Origin of the sequence: Alkalibacterium sp. MB6 (assembly GCF_009935905.1) — a bacterium.
GTDB lineage: Bacteria > Bacillota > Bacilli > Lactobacillales > Carnobacteriaceae_A > Alkalibacterium.
On sequence record NZ_PREX01000017.1, the window covers coordinates 16,738 to 31,138 of the forward strand.

General features: G+C 43.0%; 16 protein-coding genes. All 16 read right to left on the bottom strand.

The window, feature by feature from the left end:
* Nucleotides 1-12 precede the first annotated feature (12 nt).
* Nucleotides 13-1,368, bottom strand: a complete 1,356-nt coding sequence (locus C3945_RS07615) for a hypothetical protein (protein WP_161879104.1) — start codon at nt 1,366-1,368, stop codon at nt 13-15.
* Complete coding sequence (locus tag C3945_RS07620; RefSeq protein WP_161879105.1) at nt 1,369-2,838, bottom strand: hypothetical protein; 1,470 nt, start codon at nt 2,836-2,838, stop codon at nt 1,369-1,371. It abuts the gene before it with no gap.
* A gap of 11 nt (nt 2,839-2,849) precedes the next feature.
* A complete protein-coding gene (locus C3945_RS07625; protein WP_161879106.1) occupies nt 2,850-3,767 on the bottom strand; it encodes a discoidin domain-containing protein in 918 nt (305 codons plus the stop codon).
* A complete protein-coding gene (locus C3945_RS07630) occupies nt 3,760-5,058 on the bottom strand; it encodes a hypothetical protein (RefSeq protein WP_161879107.1) in 1,299 nt (432 codons plus the stop codon). Before C3945_RS07630 ends, C3945_RS07625 begins: the two co-directional genes overlap by 8 nt.
* Nucleotides 5,055-5,423, bottom strand: coding sequence for a hypothetical protein (locus C3945_RS07635; protein WP_161879108.1), 369 nt, complete (start codon nt 5,421-5,423; stop codon nt 5,055-5,057). Before C3945_RS07635 ends, C3945_RS07630 begins: the two co-directional genes overlap by 4 nt.
* Complete coding sequence (locus C3945_RS07640; RefSeq protein WP_202623318.1) at nt 5,423-7,504, bottom strand: phage tail protein; 2,082 nt, start codon at nt 7,502-7,504, stop codon at nt 5,423-5,425. Before C3945_RS07640 ends, C3945_RS07635 begins: the two co-directional genes overlap by 1 nt.
* Before the next feature lie 342 nt (nt 7,505-7,846).
* A complete protein-coding gene (locus C3945_RS07650) occupies nt 7,847-8,257 on the bottom strand; it encodes a hypothetical protein (RefSeq protein WP_161879110.1) in 411 nt (136 codons plus the stop codon).
* A gap of 13 nt (nt 8,258-8,270) precedes the next feature.
* Nucleotides 8,271-9,152 (bottom strand): major tail protein, encoded by an 882-nt coding sequence (locus C3945_RS07655; RefSeq protein ID WP_161879111.1) that lies wholly within the window; start codon nt 9,150-9,152, stop codon nt 8,271-8,273.
* A 37-nt stretch (nt 9,153-9,189) separates the two neighbouring features.
* Nucleotides 9,190-9,537 (bottom strand): hypothetical protein, encoded by a 348-nt coding sequence (locus C3945_RS07660; protein ID WP_161879112.1) that lies wholly within the window; start codon nt 9,535-9,537, stop codon nt 9,190-9,192.
* 21 nt (nt 9,538-9,558) lie between these two features.
* Complete coding sequence (locus C3945_RS07665) at nt 9,559-9,990, bottom strand: HK97-gp10 family putative phage morphogenesis protein (protein WP_161879113.1); 432 nt, start codon at nt 9,988-9,990, stop codon at nt 9,559-9,561.
* An 8-nt stretch (nt 9,991-9,998) separates the two neighbouring features.
* Nucleotides 9,999-10,361 (bottom strand): phage head completion protein, encoded by a 363-nt coding sequence (locus tag C3945_RS07670; RefSeq protein WP_442862168.1) that lies wholly within the window; start codon nt 10,359-10,361, stop codon nt 9,999-10,001.
* Between the two features lie 84 nt (nt 10,362-10,445).
* Nucleotides 10,446-10,754 carry a head-tail connector protein gene (locus tag C3945_RS07675; RefSeq protein ID WP_161879114.1) on the bottom strand — a complete coding sequence of 103 codons (309 nt, stop codon included), beginning with the start codon at nt 10,752-10,754 and terminating at the stop codon, nt 10,446-10,448.
* 6 nt (nt 10,755-10,760) lie between these two features.
* Nucleotides 10,761-10,985 carry a head fiber protein gene (locus tag C3945_RS07680; RefSeq protein WP_161879115.1) on the bottom strand — a complete coding sequence of 75 codons (225 nt, stop codon included), beginning with the start codon at nt 10,983-10,985 and terminating at the stop codon, nt 10,761-10,763.
* Between the two features lie 64 nt (nt 10,986-11,049).
* On the bottom strand, nt 11,050-12,243 hold the full coding sequence (locus C3945_RS07685) for a phage major capsid protein (protein ID WP_161879116.1): 1,194 nt from the start codon (nt 12,241-12,243) through the stop codon (nt 11,050-11,052).
* 5 nt (nt 12,244-12,248) lie between these two features.
* Entirely contained in the window at nt 12,249-13,043 is a 795-nt protein-coding gene (locus C3945_RS07690; RefSeq protein WP_161879117.1) for a head maturation protease, ClpP-related, read from the bottom strand.
* 108 nt (nt 13,044-13,151) lie between these two features.
* Nucleotides 13,152-14,390 carry a phage portal protein gene (locus C3945_RS07695; protein ID WP_237585514.1) on the bottom strand — a complete coding sequence of 413 codons (1,239 nt, stop codon included), beginning with the start codon at nt 14,388-14,390 and terminating at the stop codon, nt 13,152-13,154.
* Nucleotides 14,391-14,401 lie beyond the last annotated feature (11 nt).

Here is a 14,401-nt window from a genome sequence, read left to right on the forward strand (position 1 = left end):
AGGTGTTAGTTCCTATTCATAAACCCTGCTACTACTTGTTTTATCCTTCGTGATCTTCCCAATGTAGTCACTAAGTCTTCCTTTACCAAACCTTCCTCCACTGTCCACTGTAAAATCGGTGTAGAATCCATCTTTCCCAAACTTATGAGTGATTTCAGTAATAAGTCCAAGGCTAGAAGTAGCTTTATCACTTACAATTACTGCTTCATCGCCAAGGATAAGCTGCGGTCTGAATGGACCGGTGAAACTCTCGATCTTCCCGACATACTGAAGTCTTAAACCTATTTGGTTTGCATACCGCTCTGCATCGCTTACTGAAGTTCCTTCAGGGACATTCACGTAGAGAGTTTTGTTAGCCTGTAGATTCCAACCAGTATAGGTTTCAACTTCCCGATAAATTTTAAGAGAGAAGTCTTGGTTGTGGACACATACTCGTCTATAAGCTTCTTGATCATCCCTTACAATGCTTCTTGTAAAAATGTCCTTATCTCTATAGAAGGTATAGGTGGTGTTTCTTGTAAAACCAGCATAGTTGGATGAACCTATGACCACCGTTCCATCTACAAGTTCTTTTACTTGCCAACCATCCAGAGCTTTTAAAATCTCCATGATTCCTTCAAGACAGCTCATGTTCGCATCAAATTGATATCCTGAATAAGTGCTCGTATTTTCTACAAGCATCTCATCTGAGCTGATGTTTGCCCTAAAAAGTATATCCTTCAAAATCTCGTGGAGCACCATATAGGGGTATGAGTTCTCCTCATCAAAGCTCTGATCCCCTAGGGCTTTACCTATTATGTTTCTACCATCCACACTGACAGCTTCAGATAGAAGAGAAAAATTGCTTCGATCCACATAGAATACGCCCATTGGGTAAGGTTCACTATCTCCCAAAACTAGTTCAAATTCCACCTTGCTACCAGGAGAAAGAAGACTTGATTCTTCTGATATGGACACATTACCTTCATACTCAGGATTTTCATTCATAGGATTATCAAGACCTAAGGTAAAGGAGGCGATAGGTGTATCCATGGAATGCTTAATGGAACCGCTGTTAAGGTATCGCTCCATTTCAAAAGCAAACTCATAGATTAATAGCTTATGGGTATCAGAGGTTCTATAGCTTCCCACAACACCAAATCCCTGAAGAATTTGAAGCTCCAGTTGCTTGATTGTAACATCAGGACTTATCTTTATAGGAGAGAGCCAGGTGGGAGAGCTATACTCACCGTTTAATTTTTCAGTAGGCTTTCCATATAATTCTTCACCTGTCAGATAAAAAAGCTGTCCTTCTGTCTTTGGAAACTGAAGAAAGTCAGGGTATTTTCCCTGACCTATGATTCCGGTCGTAGAAAACACAATATCCAATTAAACCCCCTCCCCAAGTACTAAAATAGCCTCGGCATTAAGAAGATAATTGGTACCCTTAGGTATCTCGTTGATATGGTGCCTTTTAATGAGCACGATATCTCCTTCCTGAAGAACTGTAGTATTGAACTTCATAATTGGAAGCAGGTAGCTTTGCCAATCGAAGAACTCCATGCTTCCATAACCTTCTGTGATGTAGCAGTTAATTCTCAAATACTTCTGAGTGGTGTTGATATGGATATATCTATAGGTGGTCTCATTTGTACTATTTCCAAGACCAGTGATGTAATTAACCCATGCATCTTCAGAGTTATCCTTCGTGGCAAAATCATAAAAGCTTCTTGCAAACCCTTGCCTTGTCCTAAAGCTGATAACAAAATTAAAGCCTTCCTCAGAATAAAGCTCAACCATACCACATTGTCTCGTACTACTGATTGTTCCGGTATGGAAGTAATGATTATTGATTACCTCCGTCCATTTTGCATAGGACGTTGGAATAACTAGAACATCAAGAAAACTAAATTCCTCGCTTGAATAATTGAAGTCGCCAAACTCAGTAAAGTAGTGGTCTGTGATCACATTGCCATTTACCTTGACTTCTTCAATATCAGTGGTCTTAAAGTTTAGGAATAGTTTATTGGCTGCGGCTTCTTCAGCTGAAACCACATACTCATAATACATCTCTCCGTCGTATGTCACAGGTAGTGAGCCAACACCAGTCCAAATCAGCCTATCCACCGGGATGTCCAGTTTTCTATCCTTGAAGGTCTTTCCAAAGTATCTGCTTCCTGTAGCTTCAATCCCAAGAACTGCATAGTTACTGAACTGGCAATTGAGCTTTCTGGTTCTCGCTACAGCATCTGTGGTAACTGTGGCACTCATGCCAACATTGGGCTGGCATAAATATTTGCTGGTTGATATGGCCAGGGTGTTAGAGGGTACACTTCCTGCACCAGCCAGGTAGTCTCTTAGAGTCGTATACCATTCCCCACCATCTGTAAATTCATCAAATTCAACAAAGACCGTGGCATAGATATCTATGATCCTAACTGGAGTCTTTTCTATGGTGAGTTGATTTCCTTCGGCATCTGTTATCATTGCGTGGGTGTTTATATTAGTTGTAGTTTCACTGATACCAACTTCTGTGAGAATATTTCCGTTAAACTCAGTCGCTTCAAGTCTTATGGATTTGGTCCATTTAGATACAGGAAATGCCCTGATCAGCTCTACGGTGGAGCAAGGTTTATTGCCCACTCGGTTAAAAAGTGTGGTTCTGGTTGGATCCATGTTTCCACTACCAGTGCCAAACACGATCTGGTCAAAGTAACTACTAAATGCCACAAGCCTGGTATAGATCCTATCAAGGACCATATTTTCAGCTTGGCCTTTTAATTCCACTTCACCCGTCTCCACATTGGTTACTACAATGTCAAATCTATTGTGAAACTTGGGCTTTATCTCTGTCCTCATGCTCGTTCCTCCTATGGATTTTCAATACTTGAGTAGATCAGCTGGGTTGTTATGGTAAGTCCCACAACTCGAATTCTTTCAGAAAGGTCAAAAATATCGTGATAGGTTATTGGTATCAAAACTGCTCCGGTATTAACTCCAACCGTTAACCTTTCCTCGATGCCAGGGTTAGGTGAGGAGATGAGCTCTGTCGGATCAAAGCCTACTGTAAAGTCCTCCACAGCTCCACCATATCCGATGAGGTTTCCCAACTGACCTTTGTACTGAATCGTTATGGCACCTTCTACTTCATCAAAGGCCTCCTGATAGTTATCATGCAAAGTAATAAGAAGGGTGTTTTCCTCTGTGGGGTGGTGCTCGATTTTCTTAATGGCATAGTCTACTTCCTTCAGCTCTCCACCCACATAATCTCTTTGAAGACCACTTACCTTAATCGCTTTTTCATCATGAACGAACGCCTCTATTTCATAAAGGTATAGGTAGCTTGAATATCTAGTGGTTATGGTCCATCTGTGGTAAAGATAAGCATCTGAATACTGCCAGTAGTATTCCTTCCATCCTTGCGTATCCTCACTTGTTCCAGTAAATAGATCCGTCCAGTTGACTCCATCGTCACTTCCTTGAACCTTGAAATCCTTTGGTCTATAGCTACTCCCCAAATACCACCTGAAGCCTCCCAGTCTTATGGGCCTTACGGTACTTACCTGAATCCATTGCTCTCCAGAAGTCCTTGTGTACCACATGGAAGAAGTAGATCCATCAAAGGCATTGGAGGGATAGTATGATGAATAAGTACTGCTTGCCCCGTAGAACCCAAATAGGTTTATGAACTTTCCAACGATAAAGGGTAGTTTAGGGAGTATCTCAAGGTTTCCCATCACTCTGTCACTAAATCTAATGGCGATCTTCTTTCCTTCACTCTTACTCATTCCACACCTCCTCCACCACAGGTAGCGGTATCTCAATTGGTACCAGATTGACTGGTGTGAACTCAATAAAGAAATCGTCCATCATAAGACCAAGCTGTGTTTTAAGGTTCTTAATGGTAAGTCTGACACTCCCTTGAGCATTGTTCATGCCGACTAGAGTTTCCTCAGATACTGAAGCTTGATATTTGTTTCCTCCAAGATGAGTCACACTACCAACAGGGATCACCATTCCAAAGTACACATCTTCCAGAAATAGGTTAACCACCTGTAGTTCATGCATGGGGTAAAGAGTTTCAAACTGTATGGTTCTGCCCCAGTCACCGTTTCCATCATCAAGGTTCTCGATCCATAACAATTTATTATAGACATCATGAAAAATGTGTTCTAAGCCGGATGAATAAGGGGTGTAAACCCTAATAGTTTCTGCAGGCTCAAACACATCATGATAGGTAATCTTTATGAGTTCTGTTTTGGACTTTTCTAAATATGGCTTTATGGTTTCTGTTGCTATGGCCATACCTGCCCAGTTTCTTTCCGTGACCATCCAGTGTATGTTTCCTGACGAATCCTCAATGGTAAACCCCATCCTAAAGTCATTGGTGATAAACATATTGAGGGATACAGCAGTAGCAGTGAACTCCGCAAGCAGCCTTTCAGGCTCCCATACATTTGTAAAATCCACTGTCTGGCAGTAGCTTGAATAATATACCTTCCCATCATTTTTAATGTAGGAGACGATGATCCCTTGGTCCTTGTCCGGGAAGTTCACATTCTTCCAGCCTCTTATGGCTTTGACTTTCGTAACTGAAGAGGAGATCTGCCTTTTCGTCTCACTTAAATCCCATAGCTGACTCCATAAGACTCCATCTGAATCCACCCAGAATATAAAGGGCTTCTCCTCCGTTGCAAGTCTCCATTTTCTTCTATGAAGCTGCCAGTTTCCATTAAAGGCTATGGCCACAGCACTACCTTCTCCGAGTTCAAACTGATGCACCCATCCAAGTTTAAAGTAGTCAGGATACTTCCTGATTGATGTTTTAACGATACCGCCTTCAATATGGATCTCATAGATGCTGTCAGGTTGCCCATAGGGAACTCTTCTTCTTGCTGCTAGGGATATGTCCCCTAAATTATCCGCTGTCCTTATGGTTTCAACGGTCCAGTAGTCTGAATCCATTACGGTGGTTCTAGCCCTACTTACCCTTATACTCATCTTTGGATCAGCCTTATTCGCTGGAGTCTGCTGTGTGCTTTTCAGCTTTTCATTCAAATGGGGGGTGACACTTCTCAAGGTGACACCTCCTCTTTGAGAACCATCTTAATGGTTCCTTCAAAAAGACTCTTATCTAAATTACCATGCGCAAAATTAATCCGTTTCCAAGAAATATTCTCCTCGATGTAGACTACATATTTTTTGTCAAGAAAGATCAGTACCAGTGGGGTACCAAGGTCACTTAGAAGGTTGATTTTCTCTGCCTGCCTAAAACTGGATACGATTGTTCCTGTTGTGCTTTTAAGGGGACTACCGATCACCTGAACATGATAACTGCCATCTAAGAGCCGGTTTACTACACGATTGGAAACATGTTCAAAGGGAGAGAGGTCTTTTAGAATTTTCGACAAGACTTCTCCTTTAGAAGTTTCAAGTCTAATCATCAGATTCTGGCCTCCCTTCTAAACTGGTCCATAATGATTTCAACCACACCAGTTAGCTCATTCTTTGTATTAATTCCTCTGACCTCAATCACTCCTGTATGCTGTATTACTGAAGTCATCTCTCTATTAGGATGAAAGCCTTGAAGCGTATCATCCATATTGAGTCTAGTATCAAGATTGAAATTTGTAGGTATTGCGCCTAACATATCTTTTTCCACACCACTCATGGCCTCTGTGAAACCTTCTCCCATACCTTCACCCATATTAGATCCAATGCCAGCAAAGACTCTGGAAGGTGAACGAATCCCCAAGACTTTTTTTACACCACCTACAATACCGTTGACCATGCTTTTCACTTTCTCTCCAAGCCAACCAATCATCGAGGCAATACCATCCCATAAGCCTCTTGCAATATTTTTTCCAACCTCCAATATGGATGGAATTCCTCTGGAAAGTCCGGAAACGATAGACGAGATGATTTGGGGAAGTTGAGCCACAATCTGCGGAATCGCTCTAAGTAACCCCATACCAAGTTGTATGGTTAGCTGGACACCCATTTCAATGAGTCTTGGTAGATTTCTGGTGATGAAATTAATCATACTGTTGATGATTTGAGGTAAAGCATCAATTAATGTAGGGAGGGCATTTAAGAGTCCTTGAGCTAACCCACTGATTATTTGAAAAGCTGCATCTAAAATGAGGTCCAGATTACTGATTAGAGTTGTCGCGATTAAAATAATGGCTTCCATCATGGAAGGTATGAGTTCTGGTAGTGCTATTCCGAATCCTATGACTAAAGCAGTAATGAGCTGAACAGCTGCATCAATTAAAAGCGGTAAGTTCTCAATGAGCGCTCCAACAATGGTCATAACCGCATCTACCGCTGCTGGGATTAGCTCAGGAAGGAGACTAAGAAGTGTTTCTAGAACCTGACTAAATAGTTCTGTCACAGTACTCAGAAGAACAGGCAGTAGATCTCCAATGGCAAGAAGGATGGCATCCATTGCTGCAGGTAGCGCTGTTACGACATTTTCTAGAATGGGTACAATATTGGCAACTACTGACTGGAAAGCATCTACGAGATTTTGAGTCAGATTTGTCATGTCTGCATCGGCATTTCCAAGACCTGCGGTAAACGAACCTAACGCCGCTTGTAAAAGTCCAATGGATCCAGTGACCGTTTGGGTGGACTCTTTTGCAAAGTTCCCGGCATACTGCTCCGTATTTTCAAAAAACATCTGCATAGCCACTTCTGCTTTTTCTGCATTTGATGCCGATGCCCAGGTGAAATCTAATCCTTTGGCAAGAGCGTAGGCTTCGATATTTGTAGCGTTCATGGCAACCCCCAGGTTATCCATCATGGTGAAGTTACCTTTGGCGGCACCTGCTACTGAGTCAAGGGCTACCTGCATATCGATTCCCATTACTGATGCCATATCTGCAGCTCGTTGCATGGCTTTTTCAGTCAGTTCTAGACTCTTTTCCTGTTCAACTCCGGAGCCTTGAAAAAGTGCCCCCATCTTATTGGCTGTGGCTAAATATTGACTCTGGGATACACCCAGATTTTTGTAGGCTTCCTCACCAGTTTTCTGAATCAAAGAAGCGTACTTTCCAAATACAGCCTCGGAACCACCAAGGTTCTGTTCAAGCTCACCAAACTGCTGGACAATCTCAGCACCAAGTTTGATGGTTGCAGCTCCAGCACCAAGGGCTACAGAACCCATCGCAGTTCCAATCCCTTTAAGAACTCCTCCAAACTTCCCGAATTTACCACCAGCGCCTTCTGCGGACTTACCGGATTCTTCTAACTGTTCCCCGAGGTTATTCGCATCAACAGCAGAATCCTCCAGTTCCTTTTCCATTTTATTGAGATCTGCATTAGCGTTATTCAGCTGAACCTGCCAGGCTTTCGTTCGTTTATCATTTTCCCCGAAGGATTCAGCGGCATTCTTCAAAGCTGCTTCAAGGGTAGCGACTTTTTCCTTTTGCGCATCGATTTCTTTGTTTAAGACTTCATTTCTTGCAGTAACTGCCTGGAGGGATTTATCCTGCTTATCAAACTGTGAGGTAACCAGATTCATTTCTGAACCTAGTATCTTAAAGTCCTGATTAATTTCGCGAAGTGCATTTTTAAATTCCTTTTCGCCTTCAAGGCCAATCTTCAGTCCAAAGTCTGACATACTTTCACCTCCTTCAGGGCATAAAAAACACCTCTTACGGTGTTGGATAGAATTTTTATAGAAACTCTGGTATAACCTCATCGATTGTATAATCTACTCTTGGTTTTGATATGCCAGTAAACTGCTTGTGGCACTCCCAAAGATCCATCAGATAACCAATGGGTAAAAGCCAGACTTCATCTTCGTTTCTATTTAGGTGGACGGTGCCATAATAAATGAGTCGGGTAAATAACTCTTGATCACTTACCCGACCACTTCGTTTTTTGATGGTTCACTCTCCACATTTCTTTTCGTGCCTTTCAGCATACTGGCCATAATGGCATTCTTGTAATTAGCCAGGTCAAAAGGGGTGGTAAATAGCTCCACCTCATCTTCTGTGAGAAGTTCTTTTTTCTCGCCTTTATTTCTAATATTGTGGATCAGGATGGATTGATTGGCCAGAAGAGTGATGAGCCAAACCACCTCCTCCAGAGCCATTTCAAAGTTCTCACTTTTCATCAGTTTTTCACCCAGGTTTTCAAGTCCACCATAGCGCTTTGCAATTTCCTTGGTCGCTTTGGTGGTCAGAATCATCTTAAACTGTGTGCCACCAATATCAATTGAGGTACTTCTTTCTTCTGCTGCTTCATCAAGCTTTATTTTTTCATCTACCATCTGCTATTCCTCCTTAAGAAACCGCTACTGTAGCAACGGATGTGGTAAGTGACTCTGCGCCACTAAGCCCCAGCACACAGTAGTAATAGTAAGTGTCTACTACAAGGTCTGTTGGAATATCAAAACTTGCAGAGGTCTCTCCATTGATCGCTGTGCCGCCTGTGGTGCTGTCAGTAATATTTTCATACCACTGATAGGTCACAGGGTTTGAAGTGTTGGAGCTTGCCACAACAGAAAGGCTTCCAGTAATGCTCCCTTCGGTAACTTCGGTCAGTCCCGCTGGTTGAGTTGTGATTATAATGGTTGGCGTCACTGCTGTAAAATCTGGTTCATAAACTGAGGTAAACCAGCTTGTTACAGTTGATACCGATACACCATTATCTCCTTCAGTAACTTCCGCTTTCCAAGGATGTTTGTTTTCACTATCTAACTTGTTTCTTCTAAAGACGGTTCCTTCTATGGTGGGACTGCTAAAAGTAATGGAGTCGCCCTTAGTAGCAAGACTTGTGGCGGGAACAGAGAAGATAACCCTGTAGAGCCAAAAGTAGCGATATTTTCCATTGGCCTTCTTGGCACGAAACCCAATAGCCACCGGCGATCCACCATCTTCACTTCTTGAAACAACGACGTTATTGCTGTCGATTTTACACCCTGTCAAATCCTGAGCTACCAAGGAGCCGATATCGTCAATCCCTAAGCTGAGCGCTCCGCTTTTAAATTCCTTCACAACCTCTGATGCCCCGTCGTCTGCATATAAAATCGCTTCAATTAGCTCTACACTAAGTTCTGCTGTCATGGCTTTTGCCAGCACTTTAGGTGTGCCATAGGTCTCAATGCCACTTTCATCTTCTGTGATTTTGGCATAGTACAAACTATCCAATCCAATTGTTGCCATGTCTTTGTCCTCCTTCATTTTCGCTGAATCTCTCCAGCTATATTTTTAATTCATATTCTTTTGCCACATCAATGGCGAAGTGGTGAAAACCGGTATCTTCTTCGTATCCAAGATACCTTCGATCCGTTATGGTAAATGCCTCACTTAAGAGACGATGAACAATAGCATTTTTCCTTTCCAGGTAGTTTCCTTTAGAAAAAAGGGAAAGGCGAACTTCCTGCATCTCTACAGAAGGCAGATCATCAGCAAAATGATCGAAGATATCACTCATGGGAATCAGAACCAGGTATTCATCTGGTGCCTTCTTACTTAAGATCCCGGTTTCGATTGGAATTCCCAAGGGCTCAAGTGCCTCACTTATATCTTTCAAAATGCTGCCTGTCATTTCATTCGCCTCCCTTCCTATTTATATTTTACTTATCTCTTCATCCAGCTTGTTTTTCATAGCTTCTATACAGGCTTTTCTGCTTGCTGCCTTCGCTGGCTTTAAGAATGGTTTTGCCGGTTGACCAGACTTCCCATATTCTATGATGTTAGCAATCTTGGCATTAGACTCCCCATCACTTCTTGGTTCATCAAATCCGACCTTTACATCATAATCACCATCTCTATTAATCCCCGCAGGTGATACCCCCAGTGCCTTCACCAGTTCACCAGAAGATCTTGAAAGGAGTTTTGTGTTATTACCAATCACAGCTTGAAGATTTGATTTCACTTTGGCTTTCACCACTTCGCCACCAGCTTCTAAAACCTTCGGGATGATTTCATCTGTTTTCTCACTTAATTTGGATACTTTCAATAGGAAGTCATCGGGCATTTTAAAACTTGATTTGGCCATAAGATCACCTAGTCCTTTGTAGATTCTGTTTTTTCTGCAGCTACTTCAACATAAAGACCAGATATATTTTCCACACTGATGATCTTGTATCTGCCGGTATTACAAGAAATAAGCTGGCCTATTTCCACTTGAATACCAGGAATGCGCCTAAACTGGAAGAGGGCATTGGCTTTACTATAGGCTGCCATGTTAACCCACTTCCTTGAGCCATGTCTTTCTTCTTTATAGGCTCTCACCTTGGCGACGACTGATTCCCCTCTAAAAGTGAATCCTTCATTGTCCTTGGTTTGCGTGGCATCGATGATCTCTATGAATGTGTTCATCTTTCCAAAGCTCATCTGTCTCACCTTCCTTAAGAACCATCTCACCATAATCGTGTCTTCTGTCTTTCCTTCGGCCACTTCGATAGCAGCGTTTCTACCTCTTTCGCTTCTTTTTCACCCAGAGTCTTTTCATTAAACCTGCCACTCCTTTCCCATTCGAAGAAGGAGGTGTACGGTTTTCCAGACCTGATCAGAAGCTCTGACATCATTGTTGAAAAAGCCCCCAGTGGAACCATCTCGGCTCTCATAGAAGTGAGTAGCCAGCATAATGACCCCTTGCTCCGTTGCTTTTGACATCTGATGCTCTGCATAATAATCTGTACCTACTTGCTGGTACCCTTCTGCATAGCTAATGGCTGCATCAATGAAGCCTTCGATCAAAGCATCGTCCTCTGAATAGGTTAAGATAAGATTTGCTTTTACCTTATCTAGTAGTGCCATGATTTATCACTCGCTTTCCATTAAACCAGCAGTTTTCAATTTTAGAAGTAGGTCGTTGAAATCTGTCACAAGTTCAGCAACCTCTGTAGCTGTACTTTCAGCTTGAAGCGCTGCAGGTTTTAACTCCGTTCCATCAAAGGTGACTTTTCCTTCTGCAGTTACAGCCATCTCTCCACCAATGATGGTTTTCTCACCACCCTGTTCGGTGTAATTCTTCGTATTATATGTCATGGTTTTTACCTCCTATAAAAGATTAAGGAAGGCAGTGTTTAAACCACCTTCCCTTTGACATTTCTTAGGATTTCTGCTGAAGTACCTTGATGGCTTCAGGCAGGATTAGTTTTGCATCCAGTCTTTGGGATGCCAAGAAACCTACCTGACCGTTTGCTGCATAGAGCTCGTTCAGGCGCTTAAAGGTTCTGCCTTGACGGTCCGCAATCCAGTAGTACTTAAAGTCTCCAAAGAGAATGGTCTTCACTCCTGCTGCCGCCACAGGCATGAACTGTGAGGAAATCACAGGTCGATTTAGAATCGTATCTGGTGTTCCAGCCTGTACAGATGGTTGCCACAAGTACTGTCCCTGACCATCCTTTAGCTTTCTGATGGCCTTGACTGTGGCATCATTTACAAGGAATGTTCCGTTCTTTCTGTAAGAGGACTTCAGGCTGTGATAAAGATCCAGCACTTCATCCATGGTGATGGCTGTTGCACTTGCTGCGGTTACACCAAGGCTTGCACCTCCTGTGGTATGAAGAAGTCCTGTTGGTTTGCTGCTTCCATTACCGGTTAAGAATCCTTCTTCCTCGGCAGCACCAATTCGTCTTGCAAATTCTGCAGCAATATAGGCCTCAAGGTCGAAGTAGCTGTCGTTAAGAAGCTCATCTGAAACCTTTAGCATGGTTCCAAGTTTATAAGCAGACAAAGTCACCTGGGTGAAGGCATCATCACTTTCGTTAAATGCTCCTTCTTCATCCATCCAAGCTGCGGAACCATGACTGGCCACCACAGGGATCTTGCGATCTCCGTGACTGGTGTTAATGACATTGCAGAGATTTCTAAGGACATTGGCTTCCTGAAGCGCCTGAATCAGCTGGTTCTCGTATTCATCTGGCACAAGGAAACCACCTTCTGAATCGGTACCAATCTGCAGTGCATTTTGGACAGAAGGATTCATCTTGTTTCTCATGGCCCCCCAAAAGGCACTCTTATAGGCATCGGATGCTCTTCCTGTTTTTTCCACGATCATCTTATCAGGTCTGGATGCAAGAGGTTTGCTTGTCATAGCGGAAAGCTCTCTGTCCATAGCGTCCTGACGCTCAAGGCGCTCGATTTCCTTACCAAGGTTCATGACCTCATCTTCCATCTTTTCATAGACGGCATTGTCTTCTGGTTTGATCAGGCCATTTTCCTGACGGTGGTCATCTAAAAACGTCTTAGCCTGTTCCCAAACCTTCGCTCTCTTCTCTCTCAGTTCTTGAATTTTACTCATGTGTATTACCTCCAACTTTTAATAAGCTCCAGCCGTCTTTCCAGCTGGGCAATAGGAATTTGGTTCACTGCAATAGGGGTTTCTTGTTTGCCAGGTAAAACCTGTGGTTTTGGGTCCTCCTCTTTCTCATTAGCTTTGAGATATTTCATCCTTGCCTGGATACCAGGAAGTTTGTTTCTTAGAGCATTGGTCACTGTCATTTGGTCAAAGATAAAGCCATCGGAACCTTCATCTGCCAGTTCTGATTCATAGACAACCTTATCGGCAAACTTCAGCTCGATGGCTTTGTGGGCACTCATCCAGGTTTCAGCGTCCATCATGTGTGAAATCTTTGCTCTAGAAAGCCTCGTCTTTGTCTGATAAGCGTTTATGATGCTTTCTTTTACTTCACTGAGGAGGTTAATCCCCACTTGTAGATCCGCTACTTCACCAGCAATCAGCATGGCTGGGTTATGAATCATAATGACTGATAAAGGCGATACACACACCTCGTCTCCCGCCATGGCAATGACAGAAGCAGCACTGGCTGCCAGTCCATCTATGTGTACACTGATTTTTCCAGGATACTCTTTGAGCATGTTGTAAATCTGCGCCGCTGCAAAAGTGTCTCCACCTGGTGAGTGTATCTTTACAACAATGTCATCTACTCTTGATCCGCTGCCATAAAGCTCTGTCTTAAACTGTTTAGGGGTGATGTCATCATCAAACCAGGAAGACTCTGCAATGTATCCTTCAAGATGTAGGGTTCTTACAGCAGGGCCCTCGGCTTCATTCACCACCCAGCGCCAAAATTTATCCATCTAATTGACCTCCTTTTCCCATATAAAATGCACTTCTCATTTTGAGAAATGCTGTTGATACTTAAATTTAGTTTTGTAGATGGCCACAGTAATGGCCCAAGTTATACGCTATTCACCGGGACCATCGCCACCTGATTCTTCTATAGCTTTCTTTGCATAAGCCCCTGCCATCTTAAGGGGTAGCATGTTTCCGTTGACCAGATATAGGTCACCACCATCCTCTTTAGAGATGGGATCCATATTCTCCATCCTTCTCACATCATTGACAGAGAAAAAGCCGTTTTGAATACCTATGGCATAACCATCCATCCTAGATTTATAATCCCCACGCATAAGAGCCGATGCATTGAAGGAAACAAAGCACTGTCCCTTTTCCTTTTCAAGAAAGAGCTTCTTGTTCATCGCCTGCTCTATTCTAACCAGCCAAGGCCTAATGGTATGGACCACAAAGCTGATGGATTGGTTTTCAATATTACTAAAAGAACTCTTACTAAGGTCCGCTACCATATGGGGTGGCACTTGGAAGATTCTACAGATCTCTTCTATCTGAAATTTCCGGGTCTCAAGGAATTGTGCATCTGAGTTTGGCATGCTGATGGCTTGATACTGAAGGCCATCTTCTAGGACAGCTACTTTATTGCTGTTATTAATTCCCCCATAAGCCGCCTGCCAGGCATCTCTAACCTTCGTAGGATCCTTGATGGTTCCTGAAGTGGAAAGAATACCACTGGGTGTTGCGTTGTTGGCAAAGAACCTACCCCCATATTCTTCCGCAGCAATATTCAGCCCTATGGCATTTTTTGCAAGGGCCACTGGCGAATAACCCATTACCCCATCAAAGCCAAGTCCTGGTACATGAAGAATATCTTCTGGTCCCAGGTAGTGTATGGTATTGTCTTTTAGATAAGCATAGTAAAGGTTGCCCTTGTTGTCCCGGTCCACTGTCATTTTATCTGGAAGCAGTGGATAGATATTAATCACTTCCCCTTTCCCATTTCGAATGATCTGGCAGTATGAGTTTCCCCATAGAAGAATATGGGTCATCATGGTCTCCCTTAGTGTAAAAGACGTCATTTCAGGATTAGGTTCATCGTGTAAGATTCTGTAGAGCGGGTGTGTGTAAATCTTCTCCTTTCCATCTCCTTTGTATTGGTAGGTATGAAGGGGTAAGGAAGCCACGGTCTCTGCAATGATTCTCACGCAAGCAAAGACAGCTGTGGTCTGCATGGAGCTTCGCTCATTGACCACTTTACCTGAGATGCTTTGTCCCATATAAAATCTTGGAGCATCACTGACTTTATCTGTTGGTTCTGCCCTTGCTCTAGAAAGCCATTTGAATGGGTTCACTTCTGTCACCT